General features: G+C 33.5%; 18 protein-coding genes. 4 read left to right on the top strand and 14 right to left on the bottom strand.

The annotated features are described in order from the left end of the window. Positions 1–7: 7 nt before the first annotated feature. The 8 genes from atpE to C3L50_RS08960 form a co-directional block, all read right to left on the bottom strand. A complete protein-coding gene (gene atpE, locus C3L50_RS09000; RefSeq protein WP_103805844.1) occupies positions 8–202 on the bottom strand; it encodes an ATP synthase F0 subunit C in 195 nt (64 codons plus the stop codon). A gap of 100 nt (positions 203–302) precedes the next feature. Further along, positions 303–1,448, bottom strand: coding sequence for a F0F1 ATP synthase subunit A (gene atpB, locus C3L50_RS08995; protein ID WP_103805843.1), 1,146 nt, complete (start codon positions 1,446–1,448; stop codon positions 303–305). A gap of 522 nt (positions 1,449–1,970) precedes the next feature. Beyond that, positions 1,971–2,204: an AtpZ/AtpI family protein gene (locus C3L50_RS08985; protein ID WP_103805841.1), complete on the bottom strand. Its 234-nt coding sequence runs from the start codon at positions 2,202–2,204 to the stop codon at positions 1,971–1,973. After that, on the bottom strand, positions 2,167–2,577 hold the full coding sequence (locus C3L50_RS08980; protein ID WP_103805840.1) for a bactofilin family protein: 411 nt from the start codon (positions 2,575–2,577) through the stop codon (positions 2,167–2,169). Before C3L50_RS08980 ends, C3L50_RS08985 begins: the two co-directional genes overlap by 38 nt. Positions 2,578–2,580: 3 nt before the next feature. Further along, entirely contained in the window at positions 2,581–5,409 is a 2,829-nt protein-coding gene (porW, locus tag C3L50_RS08975; protein ID WP_108723449.1) for a type IX secretion system periplasmic lipoprotein PorW/SprE, read from the bottom strand. Between the two features lie 68 nt (positions 5,410–5,477). Next, positions 5,478–6,173, bottom strand: a complete 696-nt coding sequence (locus C3L50_RS08970; protein WP_103805839.1) for an ABC transporter ATP-binding protein — start codon at positions 6,171–6,173, stop codon at positions 5,478–5,480. A 73-nt stretch (positions 6,174–6,246) separates the two neighbouring features. After that, entirely contained in the window at positions 6,247–7,716 is a 1,470-nt protein-coding gene (locus C3L50_RS08965) for a DUF5687 family protein (protein WP_103805838.1), read from the bottom strand. Between the two features lie 149 nt (positions 7,717–7,865). Next, the gene (locus tag C3L50_RS08960; protein ID WP_103805837.1) at positions 7,866–8,177 is read right to left on the bottom strand and encodes a GIY-YIG nuclease family protein; all 312 of its coding nucleotides are present in this window, start codon (positions 8,175–8,177) and stop codon (positions 7,866–7,868) included. A gap of 301 nt (positions 8,178–8,478) precedes the next feature. Here C3L50_RS08960 and C3L50_RS08955 point away from each other — a divergent pair, with 301 nt between their 5' ends. Continuing rightward, positions 8,479–9,531, top strand: coding sequence for a ferredoxin--NADP reductase (locus C3L50_RS08955; RefSeq protein WP_103805836.1), 1,053 nt, complete (start codon positions 8,479–8,481; stop codon positions 9,529–9,531). A 246-nt stretch (positions 9,532–9,777) separates the two neighbouring features. Next, positions 9,778–10,506 carry a hypothetical protein gene (locus C3L50_RS08950; RefSeq protein ID WP_103805835.1) on the top strand — a complete coding sequence of 243 codons (729 nt, stop codon included), beginning with the start codon at positions 9,778–9,780 and terminating at the stop codon, positions 10,504–10,506. Here the strand turns inward: C3L50_RS08950 and C3L50_RS16330 are convergent. Beyond that, complete coding sequence (locus C3L50_RS16330; RefSeq protein ID WP_165783992.1) at positions 10,503–10,655, bottom strand: hypothetical protein; 153 nt, start codon at positions 10,653–10,655, stop codon at positions 10,503–10,505. The two genes, C3L50_RS08950 and C3L50_RS16330, sit on opposite strands and share 4 nt — an antisense overlap. Before the next feature lie 239 nt (positions 10,656–10,894). Here C3L50_RS16330 and C3L50_RS08945 point away from each other — a divergent pair, with 239 nt between their 5' ends. Beyond that, positions 10,895–11,422: a MepB family protein gene (locus tag C3L50_RS08945; protein ID WP_103805834.1), complete on the top strand. Its 528-nt coding sequence runs from the start codon at positions 10,895–10,897 to the stop codon at positions 11,420–11,422. 247 nt (positions 11,423–11,669) lie between these two features. On the opposite strand, the gene C3L50_RS08940 is transcribed toward C3L50_RS08945, so the two are convergent. Together C3L50_RS08940 and C3L50_RS08935 are read right to left on the bottom strand one after the other, a co-directional pair. Further along, positions 11,670–12,431 carry a GLPGLI family protein gene (locus C3L50_RS08940; RefSeq protein ID WP_103805833.1) on the bottom strand — a complete coding sequence of 254 codons (762 nt, stop codon included), beginning with the start codon at positions 12,429–12,431 and terminating at the stop codon, positions 11,670–11,672. A gap of 50 nt (positions 12,432–12,481) precedes the next feature. Further along, complete coding sequence (locus tag C3L50_RS08935; RefSeq protein WP_103805832.1) at positions 12,482–15,265, bottom strand: outer membrane beta-barrel protein; 2,784 nt, start codon at positions 15,263–15,265, stop codon at positions 12,482–12,484. A 469-nt stretch (positions 15,266–15,734) separates the two neighbouring features. Between C3L50_RS08935 and C3L50_RS08930 the strand changes: the two genes are divergently transcribed. Continuing rightward, positions 15,735–16,043: a hypothetical protein gene (locus C3L50_RS08930; RefSeq protein ID WP_103805831.1), complete on the top strand. Its 309-nt coding sequence runs from the start codon at positions 15,735–15,737 to the stop codon at positions 16,041–16,043. 113 nt (positions 16,044–16,156) lie between these two features. On the opposite strand, the gene C3L50_RS08925 is transcribed toward C3L50_RS08930, so the two are convergent. The 3 genes from C3L50_RS08925 to C3L50_RS08915 all read right to left on the bottom strand — a co-directional run bounded on the left by C3L50_RS08925 (position 16,157) and on the right by C3L50_RS08915 (position 19,975). Beyond that, on the bottom strand, positions 16,157–18,127 hold the full coding sequence (locus C3L50_RS08925; protein ID WP_165783991.1) for a T9SS type A sorting domain-containing protein: 1,971 nt from the start codon (positions 18,125–18,127) through the stop codon (positions 16,157–16,159). A gap of 115 nt (positions 18,128–18,242) precedes the next feature. After that, positions 18,243–19,235, bottom strand: a complete 993-nt coding sequence (locus C3L50_RS08920; protein ID WP_103805830.1) for a glycosyltransferase family 9 protein — start codon at positions 19,233–19,235, stop codon at positions 18,243–18,245. A 134-nt stretch (positions 19,236–19,369) separates the two neighbouring features. Continuing rightward, entirely contained in the window at positions 19,370–19,975 is a 606-nt protein-coding gene (locus C3L50_RS08915; protein ID WP_103805829.1) for a DUF4254 domain-containing protein, read from the bottom strand. Positions 19,976–20,060 lie beyond the last annotated feature (85 nt).

The raw sequence follows: 20,060 nt of genomic DNA, 5'->3' as shown, positions 1-20,060 counted from the left end.
GTCTTTTTTAGTTTACTGCAAACAAAGCTGCGAAACCAATACCTTCAATAAGCGCAGCTGCAATAAGCATAGCTGTTTGAATTTTTCCAGTAGCTTCTGGTTGACGAGCGATAGCATCCATTGCAGAACCACCGATTCTACCAATACCAATACCTGCTCCAATAACTACTAATCCTGCTCCAATGATTTTAGGAATTTCCATAAAAATATGTATTAAAAATTAAACATTCAATTTGAGGTTAGAGGTCAGAAATTTGAGGTTAGAATTGACTTCTAACTTCCCACTTCTAACTTCCCACTTTTTAATGATGAGCTTCTTCGTGATGATGCTCCTCTACTGCTGAACCAAAATATAAAGCGGCCAACATTGTGAAAATATAAGCTTGCAATGCGGCAACTAATATTTCGATTACTGAAATGATAAACGTTAACAGTAATGAGAAAATACTCATTCCGATATTATTGAAAATAAAAATCAAAGCAAGCAAACTCATCACTACGATGTGTCCTGCAATCATATTGGCATACAAACGAATCATTAATGCAAAAGGTTTAATAAATATCCCCAATAATTCTATTGGTGCTAATATTATTTTCATTGGTGTTGGCACCCCTGGCATCCAGAAAATGTGTCCCCAATAATTTTTATTTGCTGTAAATGTTGTAATAAGAAAGGTGATAATGGCTAAACCTGCTGTAATGGCAATATTTCCTGTAACATTGATTCCTAGTGGTGTTAATCCAAAAATGTTTAGGAACCAAATAAAGAAAAACACAGTCAATAAGAAACTCATATATCTTTTATAGTGCTTTTCACCAATGTTTGGAATGGCTATTTCGTCACGAACATACAATACAATTGGCTCGAAGAAACGACCTGCTCCAGCAGCAATACTTCCATTTTTAGCATATGATTTTGCCAATCCTGAAAACAATAAAAACATTAAAAGTGCAACAACCATCATGGAAAAAACACTTTTTGTTATAGAAAAATCTAAAACCTGTGGATTTGTTGGATGATGCTCGTCTCCGGTCATTGTTCCCGCTGCATCGGTTTTATAAATTTTTTCGTTATGACCTAATTTATAATAGTTTCCGTTAGATTCAGCAACCGATTCTCCGTGATTGAATTTTGATGATGAAAAGATTTGAACTCCATTATCCCACAATATAATAGGTAGTGGAAAACCATAATGAACTCCAGTTTCTTCGTCTTCAAATAAAGAAAATTCATGAGCATCAAGAACGTGGTGTGCTTTTTTCTCGTCTATTTTTTCTTTTATTTCTGATTTTTCATCTTTTGGTTCACCCGAAGCTTCGTGAGCAACTGCTGTTGTTTCAGTATGTGCTGGCGTATGTTCCGTTGGATTATTGGCTAAACCAACTATTGGAAGACAGGCTATTAAAATCGCTATTATAAATTGAAGTGGTTTGTTTGAAATCACCATAACTGTTAATTATCTTAATTTGTACTTTCTGAAATTGGGTGCAAAGGTACATTTTAAATTAATATGTTAAAAACATTAAATAAAAAAAATAACAATTTTATCTTTTAAAAGTCAATTCATTGCTTATTATTTAACATTCTGACAGTTACAATGGTTTCTATAGTCAAAAACAGAGCGAAAATGATAAAAAAGTCAATTTTTTCGGTTCTTAAATTTGGATTTCCCGAATTCAGGATGGGTAATAAAACAACATATGAAATACCGATTTTCAAGCAAGTTAGCAAAAGAAATGTAAATCCTACGTTATCAATACTTTTTTCATAAACCTTAATAAGTATGAAGATAATTAATAGTGAAGAAATAAAGAAAAACCCATAAACAACCTCTATTGGAAAGTGAAATCCCTGAAGTTTAGGATGGTTTTCGTTTAAGAAAAAAACCAATTTGTGTATTGAATAAACCAGAATTGAAAGGAAAACTACTTCAATTAGGGGGCGGTATTTTTTTAAATTCATCACTATTTTATGAAGATTTATTAATGTCTTTCAGTTGCCTATTGATGTTGTAAAAAGCTATGGCAACCCCAACTAGTGTTAGGATTTTGACAAATATAGTATGTGAATTGGGGTATTTCTCGTCCAACCAATTTCCAAAATAGGCGAACAAAAAAATGATTGCTCCCATTTGAATAGGAATGTTAATGAGTGCCAACCATTTATTATTGGTTTGCTTCTTCGGGTTGGGGTTGTCCGTCATTTGCAATCGTGTTTTTGGAATTGGTTTTCATGATACAAGAAGCACTAAAATCGGCGCCTGGTTCTACTGATAATTTTCCGCAAATTACTTCGCCGTAAATACTAGCTTTATTTTTCACGTTCAATATTTCTACCACTTGAATTTTGCCTTTAAATTTGCCCTCAATATCAGCGTTTTTGCAAATAATATCACCGGTTACACTTCCTGCTGGGCCTATCACAATTTTTCCTTTGGTTTGAAAATTCCCTGTAAGTTCTCCATCTAATCTAAAATCGGCATTAGAAATAATATCTCCTTTTAGAATTGTTCCTTCAACAATTCGATTCGTTTTCCCCAGAAATTCGGTGTATGATTTTGATTTTTTTTCAAACATAATTTACTGTTTAGGCGATGATGTTGCATTGGGTTTGTCATTGCCACTACTATTTGGCACGCCTCCTGGAGGTCTTGTTCTAGCAGATTTGCTTGCAGGTGGCGCTGCTTGATCAGGTGTTTTAGAATTATTTACTGGTGGTTGTTGAGCTGCTGGTGTTGGAGCAACTGACTGAGTAGGAACAACAGTCGTTTTTGGTGGAGACAAATATTCGTCTAAATTTTTCTTGATTTGAACTACTTGATAATTGTCGCTTGAAATTACTATAGCTGGTTCTGTAATTTTATATTTTTTGTCAACCTTCATAATATCGGCAATATTATGAGCATATGCTTCTGATTTTATTCCTTGAAGGGTTATGAAATTTTCTTTTTCGGTATAAATATCAAACGTATAGTTAAGTCTTGTCAAATTTTCGCTTGCTATGAATTTTTTAATTTTGTCTTCAAGTGCTTTTGTTGCTTTATCCTCTATTTTGCCCACTTTGTAAAGCACTTTCCAGTTTTTAGATTCGGTTTTAGTAAAATTCATTTTTTCTAACAACGGAATTTGAGTCGTTAGAATTTCTTTAGCGTTCTTGCCTTCTTCGCTAGTTGAATAATTATCAGCTACGAACTGCATTGCTTTTTTATAAGCATCTAAACCTCTAAGTTTCCCGATGGTGTTTGCTTTTAATAATTCAAATTTTGGTACAATTTCACTGCCATAATATTGTATAATAATACCATCTATTTTTTCGAGTATTACTACAAATTGTTCTTCCTGATATAATTGATACCATTTTCCATATTCAGCTTCTGCAGTTTCTGATTCGGTTACTGTATTAGGATTTTTGTTATTAATAATTTGTGCATATCGAGAATCTGGATATTGGCTAGAAATTCTATTTTTCATATCCTCAGCCTTGGCAGCATCGGTAATTTGATATATTTTATATAAATTATACATTGTAGGCAATACTAACTTTTCTTCGGGATTTTGCTTTAACAATTGCTCCAATTTATTGCTAGCCAATTTATATTCCTTGAATTTTTCTTTGTAAATCACACCCAGTTGATAGTATGCAAAGTTTCTTTCTTTAGCAATGCTGTCAATTTCTTTTTGCGAATTAGGAAGCATTCCGATATAAAATGCGGTTGCGTATTGAGGCATTTCGGTTTCGGCAACTTGGGTTTCTGGGGTTGTTGTTCCGCCGTTATTACTATCGTCTGTAGTGGCATCAGTTTTAGTAGTTGGCATTCTCCAATTTCCTGATAGAGGTCTATTTCCCCATTTTTTCTTGAATTCTATCTTTCCAAAAGCTACCGTTGACGGATTATAAAAATAGAAAACATTGGAAGCATCATTCGATGAAACACCAGCCATTGTTGGTGGTACAAGTGATTTTTTTTGAGGCGCTTTTCCGCCTTGTAGAACTCCTGTAGCAGGATCATCTTCAGAAGAAATATTATTTCTATCAATATTTTTTTGCCTTTCTTTTTCCTTTTCTTCTAAAAGTTTTTTAGCTTCATCTGCTTTTTTTAATTTACCAATATACTCTTCATAGTATGAAATTCTATTGGCATCGGTCATCGCAACCACATTCAAAATGCTGTCGTTTGTTTTTGCAATCGATTCAAATTCAATAACTTCATCTAAATCTTTTCGCACTTTTTTGATGTGAATGTATTCTCTTGTTTTAACATCCAATTTTACTAAAGTACTGTCATAATACTTAGCTGCTGTGTAATAATCGGTGTTTTTAAAGTGCATATCCCCGATATTCCTATAATTGGAAGCCAATAAATAATTGTCTGGCGACTTTGTTTTTAAGGATGCATTATAAAATTCTTTGGCCAAATCCTGATCGTTTTTTTTGTCATAAAAAACGCCCATTTCATAATAAATAGTTCCTAAAAACGGACGATTCTCTCTGTCGGCAACGAGTTTGTTATAGGTTTTTACAAAAGATTCTTTGTCACCATTTTCAAAATCGAATAACTGTGCTCTTTTGGCATAAGCCTGAATAAGATATTCTCTATCTACTTTTCTATTCATATCGATAACAGCTTGATAATAAATCAAGGCTGTGTCGCGAACTCCCAATTCTTGATACAATTGTCCAAGAATAAAGCGATAGCGTGCTTTTTCGGCGTTAATTTTGGTGTTTTTTTCGGCAATTTTTAGTTTAGCGATGGCACTGTCTTTCTCTTCTAAATTCAAAAACGATTCAGACAAAAGCGCATTAGCATCGGCTACAACTTGTGATTTTAGCTTCTTCTCTTTTAAAAGTTTTGAGATATTTTTTATAACCTGAGCATCGTTTCCTAAACGCATATTGGTTTTTTCACGCCAGATTTTGGCCTGATTGATATTACTACTTGTAGGATATTTATAAAGTATAAAATTGAAGGCTTCCAATGCAGGAAAAAAACGTTGGTCATAATAACGTGCTTTTCCTAAAAGCAAATAAGCTTCATCTATTTGGTAGTTTTTTTCTTGACCATCAATGACCATCGAATGTTTTTGAATGGCTTTTGTAGCTTTGGCTTCTGCAGCTTCGAAATCGGCGTTTTTGGAACTTCCTTGTGGAGCACCTTCATCCTTTAATTGCATTCTTTCGATGGGCAATCGCTTCCAAAAATTATCTTGATTACTACTTTTTATACCTTCAACTCCTTTATTCAAAGCTATTTGACCGTTATACAAAATGTTGTCTCTGGTACTTAAAGCGTGGGAGTTTCTGGCTAAAAAAGTGTCTTTCTTGGTAGAACAAGCTACCAGAAAAATTAGAAATAATAGAAAGAAAATGGGTTTAAATATCTTGGTTTTCAATGGGAAACAGTTTATCATTTAACTTTTAAAAGCGCATTTTAGTATAATGACTGGTAAAAATACGTTTCTTTTTGAAATATGGAAATTTAAACCGCAAAAAACGTTTCCAATTCTTGCAAGGTTTCTGCCGATGTTTGAATGTCTTTTACTACTTCGCCTTTGTTTAGTGCAACAATTCTGTCGCAAACCTCAACCGTGTGAAGCAAATCGTGACTCGAAACCAATACGGTAACATCTGGATTTTCAGCCAATTCTTTGATTATTTTTTTCAATCGGATAACCGTTGTAGGATCTAAATTGGCGAAAGGTTCATCGAGAATCACAACTTCGGGATTGCCAATTAGTGTAGCAATAATTCCCACTTTCTTCTGATTTCCTTTAGATAAATCTCTTAAATATTTTTTGTTTTTCAAGATTTCACCATTAAAAAATTCTTCGTGTTTAGTTAATAAAGCATCCACATCGGCTTTGTTTTGACCTCGTAAATCGCCAATAAAATAGAAATATTCTTCGGGCGTGAGATAGCCAATCAAGAAGCTTTCGTCAAGAAAAGAAGCGGTGAAGGGTTTCCAGTTTTCACTAGTATTTACTTGAACATCATTGTTTATAATATGTCCCGTTGACGGTTGGATTAAATCCAATATTAGACTGAAAAAAGTCGTTTTTCCGGCTCCGTTATTGCCCACAAGACCAAAACTTTGTCCTTTTGGAATTGTTAAACTGTCTATTTTTAATACGGTTGTTCCGTTGTAGGTTTTTGAAAGGTTTTGTACGTTTATCATTTTTTGTTTTGTTTTTTTGTCCGTAAAAACATTGCAATGTGTACAGACGTTGCCATGCAACGTCTGTACGGAATTACGATTTTTGTTTGTATGAAGCTATGGTGGCGTATTTTTCTGTTTTGTATATTTTTTCAATCATAGAGAAAGCTTTGTTTTTAAAGGCAAAGCCAATAATTCCTAACAAAGCTATCAATGCTAATCCAACATTGGCGTTCGCTAATTTAGCACCTATCCAATACACTAAAACAGGCAAAGCCAATTGCGGAATCGATATCAACATCGTTTTTATATTGAACGCTTTTTTATCGCCAAAAGCTCCTTTTCCAGAATCTAAATCTATGGGCGTTTTGGTGAATGCGCCACCAAGCAAAACCAAATGAGAATTAACTCCAATGTTGTAAATCGCTCCCACAACAATGGTCATATAAACCTGCCATCCGAAATAAAGATAGAACGAGGCAATAATGGTTGTTACAATCGTAGCAATCACCATCAACCACCATTTAGAACTCAAATAGCCTTTGTAAGGAATGTTTTGGGTCATCATTAATTGGTAATAAGCGCTGTCCCAACTCGGTACAAATTGTCCGAAAGTGATTAAAAATCCTCCAGAAACAAATATTCCGGCAAAAATATGCATCGTCGGATTGTTGTAAGCTTCAATTCCGTTCGTAAAAAAAAGCAAACCATAAAAAAGGAACATCACACTCATTCCTACAGTAGTTTTGGATCGTTTGTTTCTTTTAATCAATTTGATGTCGTTTTTCAGGAATGTTCCAATGGTGCCAAATTGATTCAACCAAGTCAAATCTTCTGTTTTGGCAATGTCGTGTTTGCTCGAAAGTCCCGCATCCAAATACAAATTACTTTTGAAATAATGGAATGTAACATAATACAACCCTATCAAACCAATCTCAGGAATAGCAAAAGCCCAATAGGTGTTGAAAAGTGCATCAAAAAAAGGACTCGTATAACTCGTGATGTCAAAAAACCCATAGTATTGCAAACCACCCAAAGTAGCGACAATTCCAATAAAAACAGCCAACAAATTGTCCTTATTGCTCAATAGAATATTGACAAAATTGTTGATGTAAATCAAGGAAACCATTGCCGTATGCCAAAGAATCACGGACAAAACATCATATCCGTTGTATATCAAAACAATGCTAAAAGGAAGAAAGAAAAAAGCATGAACAAAATTGAAGAAAGACAAAACCGTTTTCCCCAATGAAAAATGAACGATGATCGGTTTTTTGATGGGTAAAACCAGAAGTGGACGAATGTTCATCACCGGAATTTTCTGCAACAACAATCGAATGATTAAATCAACCAACAAATAATAAATCATAAATTTATTGATGGTGACTATCGGGTCGAGTTTTAATTCCTTGAGAATGTAAAACGCACCAATACCTATTGCTAAAAAGACTAAAGTGAAATAGACCGCTAAAAAACCCACCAGTATTTTTACAGCCAAATTGGTTCCAAAGGAAGCCGACCTCGTAAAAGCCTTCCATTCGAGATAAAGGAATTTTCGAATCATAATTGTATCGTTTGATTTTGTATGAGTAGATAAATGTAAATAATTGTTACAAAATAACATTTGACATTTATAAAAAATGACTCCAAATAAACAAGCTTTAAGTTCACTCATTTATTTGTCCTGCTGAGGAACGAAGCATCTCCATTTTATTATTCAAACAAGTTATTAAGGAAATTTAACTCGGGATTGATTGTTTTTATCAATATGATCTTCTTGTCTTTTTTCCATCCTTTAATTTCTTTTTCTCTAGCTATTGCCAGTTGTATCCAAGTAAATTTTTCAAAATATAACAAAAAATGAACATTATATTTGGCTGTAAATGAGTTTGGATTTAAGGAATCTTTATGCTGTTGAAGCCTGTTTTTTAAATTATTTGTTACACCAGTGTACAAAACGGTTTTAGCTTTATTTGTTAAAATATAAACATAATACGTATGATATCCTTCTTGAAACTCTATCATTTAATTTAATTAAAAGTTGATTTATCAGTTATGTAGAGATGCTTCGTTCCTCAGCATGACAAATTAGTGCTGTATTGTTGATTGATACTATTCCCTATTAGTGGTTTAATTAACCATAAAAATAAGAAAATGTTTCAGATTATGTTGAGTTTTATATGTTTTCCCCTAACTAATTTTTTTTCTTAATTTTGTCATGCTGAGGAACGAAGCATCTCCACTACAGTATTCAATGTAATTAATTAAAACTAGATTGATTTTATGAAACCTTAGCAGTTTACTATATTTGCAAAAAAATATTCCAATGCCTTTATTTAAAAAACTCATTATAAAAGAAGTAAAACGCGAAACCAAAGACGCCGTTTCCATACTTTTTAATGTGCCCGAAGAATTCAAATCGCATTATACTTTCGTTGCGGGTCAATATGTTAACTTAAGATTGACGCTGGACGGACAAGAAATTCGTCGTGCTTATTCTATTTGTTCATCGCCTGAAAGTGGTGAATTGAGAATTGCCGTGAAAGCAGTAAAAAATGGTGCTTTCTCCCAATTTGCCAATACCAAACTAAAAGCGGGCGACGTTCTTGAAGTCGCAAAACCGGAAGGAAAATTCACTTTCGAACCCGAAATTCACAACCTAAAAAACTACGCAGCTTTTGTAGCCGGAAGCGGCATCACACCTGCCATTTCTATCTTGAAATCGGTATTGAAAAGCGAACCACAAAGTTCTTTCGTATTAGTTTACGGAAATAAATCGCCAGAAGAAACTATTTTTCACCAAGAATTACACGATTTACAACTGAAATATACTGGACGATTGTTTGTGCATTATGTCTATAGTCAAGCCAAAGCCGATGGAGCACTTTTTGGTCGAATCGATAAATCGGTCGTGAATTTTGTCTTGAACAACAAACACAAAGAACTGGAATTCGCTAAATTCTATTTGTGCGGACCAGAAGAAATGATCAACACCGTTTCCAAAGTTTTGAAGGAACACAACATTCAAGATTCGGCTATTAAGTTTGAATTGTTTACTAGTTCGGCTGTCGAAAATGTGGATGCCGGTGCTCACGAAGGACACACCAAAATCTCCATTACGGTAGATGACGACGAAACCACTTTCGAAATGTCGCAAAAACAAACCATTCTCGAAGCCGCCCTGAAACAAGGAATCGATGCTCCTTATTCTTGCCAAGGCGGAATTTGCAGCAGTTGTCTTTGTCGAGTAAAATCAGGAACTGCCCAAATGAAGAAAAACTCCATCCTCTCCGATAGCGAAATTGCCGAAGGTTTAATCTTGAGTTGTCAAGCACATCCTACTTCTGCTGAAATTGTGGTGGATTTTGATGATGTTTAAAAAACGATTTAAATTATAAACGAAAACTTCTCTGAAAAGGGAAGTTTTTTTGTTTTAAGAGAGTTTGGATTTATTATAAAAGTCCATTTGATAATTTGTAAGAAAAAATTAATATATTTGATACAACTATAGAACGAAAGAAACCTTCCCCAATCTACCCAATTTTGGGTGTATATACACAGGTTTGTAGCGCTTTTATACAAGTTATGGGCAACCTTACCCCGACTCGTTAAAAAACAACCTAAAATGAAAAAATATTTTCTTTTAATTGCATTGATTTTAAGTTGCAAAATGGCTTTTGGACAAGGCATAGAAAAAAATTTCATTGGAATGTGGGCAGAAACTATTTGGGAATTTCGCTTTTCAGAGAATGGAAAATTTGAAAGAATATCTTCAGGGCATTTCGGTAATACATCAGCCAAAGGAAAATATAAAATTGTTAATGATACAATCAAAATCATTTCGGGAGATGAAGAATCCGCTGGTACAATCAATGAAAAGTATATAATTAGCAAAGACGATATATTAATTGATCTTAGATTAGGATATGGTTATCGCAAATTTTTAGACTCTGACAGAGATAAAATTATGGAGTTCCGCACCATTCTTTATCCTGAAATAGAACCTGTTAATAAAGAAGTGGTTTCTGATATGCAAGAAGTTTTGAATTTGGCTTTTAACTCAAATAAAGTAAAATGTTTTTACCATTTTGACATTCAAACAACAAGAGAATTTATCATTGCAAATTATCACAAGTTGAAAGTAGATATAGAAGTTGACGGAAGAAAAGCCGTTTTTAAAGATAAAAAAGACATCAAAGAAAAATTCTACATTGAATTTGAAAGCCTTATTCGTTTTTACGACAGAATATCATTGACTATCAAAATTCCCGAAGAAGGAGTTCAGATTAATTGTTATTACGGAAAAGAAAGTGGAAAATGGAAAGAAGATTTTATAACTGTTGTAGAAAACTAAAGGCAGCCCATAACAGCTAGAGTTTCGTTGGGTGCGCAGCACGAACAATGAAACTCCTGTTGAACGGAACTGGAAACAACAATTCCTTTGATGCTATTTATCTTGAAATCCAAATAATTGAAATTGATTTTTGATATTGAAATTGCCATTGCTTATGAAATCCATCCGAGAAATATTCAAAACCAACCCTTCCCCTACTAGACGAACCAGAATTAGCATAAATTTTGGACTTTTTCTAGCAATTGTAGGATGAAATCGTGGAGTTCAAATTTCAATGATTAAATAGTTAACGAAAACTTCCCCACTGGTACTCGTCGCAGACGAGCACCAGATGGGGCACGTTACACAGAAAAACAGAACTTATTAAGAAAAATTAATTAACCCAAAATTGACAAATTCCATCAAAATATTTTCTGAAATAGAACTTTTAAATAATTCGATATTTAAAGTTTGCGGAATAGAACTTGAAAACATAGAACCTGAAAAAGAAAGTCAAGAATATTTCGCTCATAATTTTAAACTGAATAAACAAAAAGTGAAATTCAGAATGGCGAAAATTACGCCAACCAAAACTGGGCAATTTGTAGCAATTTGGAAACGGAATGAAAACGGAATAACTGAACCACATAATGTTGACGACGAATTCGAATTTTACTTAATTGCAACTCGTCAAGCAGAAAGGTTTGGAATTTTCATTTTCGACAAAAGAGTTTTGAGCGAAAACAGAATTTTGACAAGGAAAAAAGTAGAAGGAAAACGTGGAATTAGAGTTTATCCAAATTGGAGCGTAACAGAAAATAAACAAGCACAAAAAACTCAAAATTGGCAAACAAAATATTTTGTAGAAATAATTGAAAACGAAACTGACTTAAACAAGGTAAAAAAGTTACTAAAAATAGAATTAAAACAAAACTAATCGAAAAAAGCAACGAACAGCTAACAGCGGAAGCAGTTGTACAAACTCAAAAAAAGATTTCATTTCAATATAAATCACAAAACACAAGCTCGTTTAAGTCGTTTTATTATGAAATCCACCCGAGAAATATTCAAAACCAACCCTTCCCTTTTGGAAGAACCAGAAGTAGCAAAACTTTTGGACTATTGAAATGAATTGCAAGACGAGAAGATTTATTTATAGGCTATTGATTCGTTCCTCGCCATAACTACAAAAAAGCATTCCATAAAAAAATGTTTTTTTGCCTTTCATTTTCAACTTTATCATCGCCATAGTTGAACCATTCTTTTGTTTTTTCTTCCATTTCCTTCTTTAGACCCAATAAATCATAGGTTTTTTTGGCTGTGATGGGTTTTATTTCGGAGGCTTTAGTCATCGTCAAATCTACTTTGGTGGCTACATATGAAGTGTATAATCTAGGGATTGAAAGTCCTAAAATCAAACCTGGCAATCCGTGGATAGAACAAGGCCCTCCAGTGATGGTAATTTCATCGGTGTAAAAAGCAAATACATAAACATCATTCATTATTTTGCCAACGGCTTTCCGACAATTATAACCTGCTATTTCTCTGTTTTCGTTTGTAATTTTCCATTCAATATTTTGAATACTGTCGGCAATCACAAAATTAGTTCCTACTATTTGTTTTTGCATCATCATTTTATTGGCGCCAAAATCAAAATACCAAGTGTTTTCTTCGTCAAGGTCTTTTTGGTATTTAGGAATTCTTGTTTTTGGACTCCATCTGTCAAATTTGAAGATGCTTTTGTTGTCGGCAAAAGTATAGTTGTAATACGATATTTTAAGGTCGGAAAGGTTGTCTTTCATCATCTCATCCCAACTATCATTGCTCATTGTTTTTTTTAAATTCGTATTTACTTCATATTCAACTACTGCTTTTTCTATAAATTGTTGCGCTGTTGCTGAAGTTGCAAAAAGGAGTGTTGTAAGTATAAAAAGTATTGATTTCATAGCTGTAATTTTTATGGTAATTTGTTTTGGATTTTAGTGCAAGACCGAATTTATTTATTTGTTTTTTCGCCTTTGTTTTTAAAATTCCAGGTAAATCCTATCATAGCATATCTTTTGAGTCTGTCATTTTGCTCCTCTGTAATGGAGTTTTCATAAACATATCTTCTGATGCCAATATTTTGATTCAAAATATCTCGCACCATTATATAAGCGGTAAATTCATCGTTTTTAAAAGTGCGTTGTAGCCTTGCATTCCACAATTGATTGGTGAGATTGTCCTGAAAATCGACTGTTTTTTGACGAGAATACAAATTGTAATCTGTAGATAGTTTCCATTTTTCTTTGAAATAAACCCCAATATCCAAAGCTAAATTATTAGTATTGAATGATTTTATTTCATCGCTTTGTGAAGTCGTATTTCGGCTATTTGAAAAATTATTACTCAAAGTAATGTCATATTTCTTTTCTTTTGATTTATTTAAATAAACCGAAAATCCTGAATTTAAAGTTTTAGTATCGTTAGTTCTAAGGTTGATGCTATTTACTGATTTATTGTAGTTTAGATTTGGATTAAGATTAACCCATAAATCGAGTTTCTTTACCTTAAAACCATATCCTATATACAAATTGAGTGAATAATTACCATTCGTATTGATGGGTTTGGTAATGGTTAAGGCACTTTCTGGATCGATGACTCTGCTATAAGAAATTAAATTAGAAGTCGTTCTGTATGAGAAACTTTGATAGAATTGCGTTTCTGTCAAAATGCTATAAGTGCTGTTAAATAAATTGAAACTATTAGTAAAAGATTGCTTTAAATCTGGATTTCCCAAGGTTTGATTAAAAAAGTCTTGATTGTCTCTCAAAGGCTGCAACTGGTCGAGTGTTGGCTGTTTTGTAGCTCCTTGATAATTGATACGCAAATTGCTATTGCTTTTGTATTTAAAAGTAAAATTTGCAGACGGAAAAAAATTGATATAATTGCGTTTGTATTCTTTGTCCATAGTTTGATCTTCCAAATCAAACGAAGTAAATCCAATACCACCTCCTAAGTTGTAATTGATTTTTTTGGAATTATAACTCAATCTAATGTTGGGCTTGTTGGTAATTATATTCTGGTAAAACTGGTTTGACAAAGAATTGACGAGCTCGTCATAATTTCCTGTTAGATCCGAATAATTATAAGTCAAATAATTGCTGTCCCCCTTGTTTTGAGTAACTTGATAGGCAAATTGCATTGCATATTTCTTACCAATAGGTTCTGAATAAGTAAGATTTACAGTTAAATTTTGATTTTTTTTCTCCTCAATTTTGTTTTGATCGAGATCGACCCTAGAGGCAAAATTACCGTCTTCATAACTTTCGTTCGAAGACTTTAAAAAATTATTTGCGTCTGTATTCAAGGTGCTCGCACTAGCGTTTACAGAAAATGTACGACGAGGTTTGGCAAATTTATGTTTATATAAAACACTAGCAAACAAGGATTGCTTATCTGATTTTGTTGTAAATGTTTTTAGCTGTTTGTTTTTTAACAATCCATCTATTCCGGTAGTGTTTCCGTTGGTAAATTCACCACTTTCCGTATTATAAAAATTAGTTTTGGTGGTAATTTGTAAACTGTTTAAAGAATCTATTTTTACATCGTAAATAGCATTCAATTTAAAATTACTCCTATCAACATTGCTTACTTTAGACGTGTTTTCGATTAATTCGGTTTCTCCTACTTGGGTTTGTGTTTTTTTGTTATTGTTGTTGGTATAAATTTGCTTGTTGTATTTTGGTGTTAAATTCAATGTTTGTTTATCATTCCACTTGTTGCTGTATTGCAATCCTGCGTTGGTGTTTTTGACAAATCCATTTTGAGTATCAACATATGGTTCTTCATCATTATTGCCGCCCGACCATTCATAATTTACGTTGCCATCATCATCCATACTCATACTCACGTTACTATCACGTCCTCCAAATTTATCGCTATCTTGCCAACTCAATCCATCTTGACCGGTATTGCCATTCAATAAAAACGCCGATATTTTTCGTTTACCTTTAAAACTACTAAACATAAGATTGGTATTGTATCTGGAATCGGAACCTGTAAATGGCTCATTGGCACCATCTATTTTTCCAAAATATCCCTTCTTTTTGTCTTCTTTTAATTTTAGATTAATCGTTTTCTTTTTTTCACCATCATCAATTCCTGTAAACTCGGCTTGGTCACTTTTCTTATCAAAAACCTGCACTTCTTTTATGGCATCTGCTCGCAAATTTTTCACGGCCATTCCTGGGTCATCTCCAAAAAATTCTTCGCCATCAACCAATACTTTTTGTACCGTTTCGCCCATAGCTTTTATTGTACCATTTTTATCGACTTGTATTCCTGGAAGTTTTTTTAGTAATTCTTCTACATTAGCATTGGCACTAACAACAAAATCACTGGCTCTGTAACTAGTCGTATCGCCTTTAATTCTTATGGAACCTGTTTTTATAATTACTTCTCTAAGTGCATTAATTTTGCTTACCAAAGCTATTGTTCCTAAGTTTTTTTCAGTTTCATTTACAGTGATATCATCTAAATAATCGGCATATTGTCTGTGAGAAGTCATCACAATATAGTTTCCTGCTTTTACATTTTTAAGCTCAAAGTTCCCCTTTTTATCCGATCGGGTAAACTTATATAAAATAGAATCTTTGGGTGTTAGTAAGGCAACCACCGAATTGTACACTGGAGTTTTTTCGTTACCATCAGTCAAAACCCCCGTAACACTGGCTTTTTGAGCAAAAACAGATAAAGAAAATAAAGATAAAATTGCAATTAAAAGTGAAGTTTTTGGCATAAATAGTTTTATTTTTACTTTATTATTCTTTAAAAATTTATAAAATTAAGGTACCCAAAAAGCAGAAACTCTTTCGATAAAGTTAGTTTTGAATTAGAAAATAGAACTCAAAAAAATCAAAAATAGTATTAATATTCCTAAATTATTTAAAACAAGCTGTTAATTAATTCATAATACTATTCGTATGAATGAAAACAAATGCTTCGACAGAAAATTATAATTCGTTTTATTTCAATAATTTAAATTTTTTTAACTCAACTCGTTTTTACCTGAAAATATAATTTCAAGTCAAGCGAAGCGTCTTGTGTCTTTACTATTTTTTGCAACCTTTGTTTGCGATACCTTTCTGATTTTTGCGGTTAAAAATGAAATGTGAAATTTGTTTTTTTTTCGGATTTTAGTAGTAATGTGTTTGTAATTCTCACTACATTTCCTGTAAAACCGAATTTTTTTAAATTATAATTTAATTATGAAATCCACCCGAGAAATATTCAAGACCAATCCTTCCCTTTTGGATGAACCCGAAGTAGCAAAACTTATTGCTTATTGCGAAGAATTGCAAGACGAAATCGTGGAATTTAAATTTCAGAAAACGGACAACAAGGAATTGGCAATGCTCGATATCCTCAAGGAAGTTATCAAAGGTTGCAACGCCATCGAAAAAGAACAAATGGAACACGAGCGTTTTGGTTTTGAAGCACCTGATTATCAAAGCACCATTTCAAATCTAAAAAGCTATATTTTAAAGCGTTGCCAAGACGAGAAAATCTATTTGTAATATATTCCATTAACAAATTTACAACTATCAAAAAGGGTTGAATGTTTTTACACCTTCAACCCTTACAACTTGTTATTATTGATTTCCTTTTTATCAAATCATCGATGTCAATCTTATTTTTTGATTAGTTTCACTTCTTTTTTAATAATTGAAGAGGCGTTAGAAAAAGAAATGATATAGACACCCGATTTTAAATCACAATTGGAATTACTGCTATTCCAAAGCAATGAATTGTTTCCTGTTTCAAATAAACGATCTGCTATTGTTGCCACTTTTTTGCCGCCAATATCAAACAACTCTATGCGAATTTTTTGAGACTCCAAAACTGGTATTTCAATTGTGAGTTCATTCGAAAAAGGGTTTGGAGAACAAATGATTTTAGAATTATCTAAAGTTTTGTCATTAAGTCCCAAAGCTCCATCAGATATACTCGTGGTTCGTGGCGAAGTGTTATCGGCATTGAAAGCCACCACTCGATAGGTAACTAAACCCGTAAAACTAGGTGTGTCGGTATAATTATTGGCATATTGAGGCAAAGTTGCAATCACTTGAAATGGGCCATTGTTATAAGAACGCTCCACAATAAAACCATCTTCGGCAATATAATCATCTCTCCATTCGAGTTTATAGGTTGTTCCGGTAGGTTTTGTCAATTTATAATCCGTTACTGGATAGTTAAATTCAATACTATTCAAATATTTTTCAAGATTAGTATATCCATCTGTTCCAACCGTATTTCTATCGGATGCATTATTTGGATTTAGGCCTTTGGCGGTTTCCCAATCGTCCGGCATTCCATCTTTGTCGGTATCGGTTGGAGCCGTTGTAGAACTTAATACTGGCCACCCACCCACATTGTCTGGTAAATCAATAATACCGCACATTTTAGTTTTATCAGGAACCGACTGTACCGTTTCGTATGTTGGGCCTTCATAAGTTGCATTTCCATTACGGGTATCACTCACAATTCGAGCATCGACCACATCACGTTTTGGCAAAGTAGCACCTACATTGTCTAAAACCGAATAATAAGCATCGCTAGCCGTCTGTTGATTGAAAGCCATTGCTGGCCAAGGATTATCCAATTTTAATCCAGCAAGATAAGCATTGCCGTCTTGAGGCTGGACGCCACCGTTCCAATTATTGGCAGTAACAGCAGTATTACCTACCATAACATTTGCATCTACATACCATTTTCCGTAATCGTCAGCCAAATTACGTGAAGAAGGATTTACAATGCGATAAGTAATAGTACCCGGTTTGGTAGCAGGCCCTGGTTTATAATAATTGGCCACCATATTAATAGTAGAAAATGAATGATTGGGATCGCCAACTTGTTGTTGTTCTCCGCCATAAGTACTATTGAACCCCCAATTGTAAATAACATTATTTCTATAATCAAAATACCCACAACCTGAGGCCATTCGAGGATTGCGACTAGAATGATGCGCTAATAAATTATGATGTGATGTGCTATTGTTACTACCATTAATACCTCCATAACCATGATTGCCTTTAGGATGATTTGAATTGTACAAACTTTCTGAAACCATACACCATTGAATGGTTATGTTTTCACAAAAATACAGGGACATCGTTTCGTCAACGCTCCAACTGGCAGAAACATGGTCTAAAATAATATTACTGCAATCTCTTGCAGATACCGCATCCGATTCTCCACCAGATTCATTTCCTAATCTCACCCTTAAATAGCGTACAATTACATCATGTACCGCGTTATTGAATACTAAAGCATATTTCCTCAAACAAATACCATCTCCGGGAGCTGTTTGTCCCGCTATAGTAAGATAGGGATTAGAAATTTTTAAATCACTATTTAACGTAATTGTACCCGAAACTCTAAATACAACTGTTCGAGGTCCTGAAGCTTCAACTGCAGCACGAAGACTGCCTGTGCCTGAATCATTAAGGTTAGTTACTTCATAAACTACTCCTCCCCGTCCTCCAACGGTATATTTTCCGTATCCTTCTGCTCCTGGAAAGGCAATTTGTTGGGCATAACTAATTCCCGAACTCAAAATTAAAAGTAGCAGTACTGCTATTTTGTATATAATTTTTTTCATAATTAAAACTGTAATCGATTACATTGTTGCGTTTTTCAAATCCTAAATAGGCGCAACAAGATAAGCATTTAAAATAAAACAAACTCGATTTTCTGAATGTATTGGCAAATAAAATCTACAATAGAGATTTTATTTTAGAAACCACTTGTTCCTGACTGATCGTTCGCATCGCCTCTTCATAGCCTTCCACTTTTTTATTTCCATAGACTGATGTGGGCAATTTTGGAAACAAATTTCTATCGGAAACCAAAGCGTTTTCCAAAGGTTGATTAAACGGCGAAAAACCCGCAAAAGGATGCGTCGCTCCCCAAAGCGTAATGACTTTTACACCCAACATTGCTGCAATATGAGCATTTCCAGAATCCATAGAAAACATTACATCTAAGTTGGAAATGAGTTGTAATTCATGTTGAAACTTAAGTTTTCCAGCAACAACAACTATGTTTTCTTTGCCTTTTGAAAGCGAATCTAACAATTCAATTTCTTTTTTTCCACCACCAAAAAGCAGGATTTTATGATTCTTTTCTTCTGCCAATTCATTGATAACCTCTTGCATCAAATCTAACGGATAGACTTTGGAATCGTATTGTGCAAAAGGCGCAATCCCGATTAATTTTTGGTTATTTTCTCCAATTAAACTAAAGATTTCGCTATCTAAAATTGCCTTTTCTGGAAAGGTCGGATGCGACAATTCTACTTTAAAACCCAATTGTTCAAAAACTTTGACGTGTCTTTCGAACATCGTGGTCAAGGGTTTGAATATTTTATTTTCGGCTCGTGTCAAGGCTGCTTTTTCGGCTCTTCCTTTATCTACAAATGCTATTTTTTTTCCACTTAAGAAGAAAAGTATTCGAACGACTTTGGAGCGTAAAACATTATGCAAATCAGCAAAAGCATCAATCTGCAACCCTTTCAAATCTTGAAACAATCGCAACAATCCAAAGAATCCTTTGTGACGTTGTTTTTCGTCGAAAGCAAAGAAAGAAACATTGGAAATTCCTTCAAAAAAAGGTTTGAAAAATGGACGAGAAACTACTGTAATTTTCACCAACGGATATTGGTTTACAAAAGCTCTTACAACAGGAACCGTCATAGCGACATCTCCCATTGCTGAAAGTCGGAAGACGGCTATATGTTTGATTTTTTTGGACAATTGATTTATGTTTAAAAACCATTAAGGTATTAAGAAAATTAAGAAAAACTTAATGACCCTTAATACCTTAATGGTTTAAAATAGTGTTCTTATTTTTTATTCTGATACAAAACAGGATTCAAATCATCGTCGTTGTACATTTTCATTTGTTTGTACACTTTCATAAATTTATCACCGTTTTCAATGTCAGTTAGCAACTCTTCAATTGCTGTTGACAAATCGGTTCTTTGCTCCAACAAAATATTCAATTTGGCTTGACATTTATCTCTGTGGTCTTGCGAAGCTTCTGCTCGAGTAGCTTCTTCTTGCATATGATAAATTTTTAGAGCTAAAATAGACAATCTATCAAATGCCCAAGCTGGACTTTCGGAATTGATTTTAGCATCATTTTTTACAGCAATATGGGCATATTTTTGAAGAAAATAACCGTCTATATATTCTACCATATCGGTACGTTCTTGATTAGAAGCATCAATTCTTCTTTTTAAAGTCAAAGCAGCAACAGGATCAATATTTGGGTCACGAATAATATCTTCAAAATGCCATTGAACCGTATCAATCCAATTTTTTAAATATAATAAATGTTCAATTTTTTCCTTTGGAAAAGGATTGTTTATAGGTTGATCTACATTATCAAATTGATGATAATCTTGAATACTTTGTTCGAAAACAGAATAAGCTAATTTTGAAAACATATCTTTTATATTTTATAAATACAAAGATACTTTTTATACTTTTATAGTCTATAAAAAACATAAGAAGTTTAGCGGAGTTTTTGCG

The organism is Flavobacterium alvei, from assembly GCF_002920895.1.
Lineage (GTDB): Bacteria > Bacteroidota > Bacteroidia > Flavobacteriales > Flavobacteriaceae > Flavobacterium > Flavobacterium alvei.
This window is presented reverse-complemented; position numbering and strand designations above follow the sequence as displayed.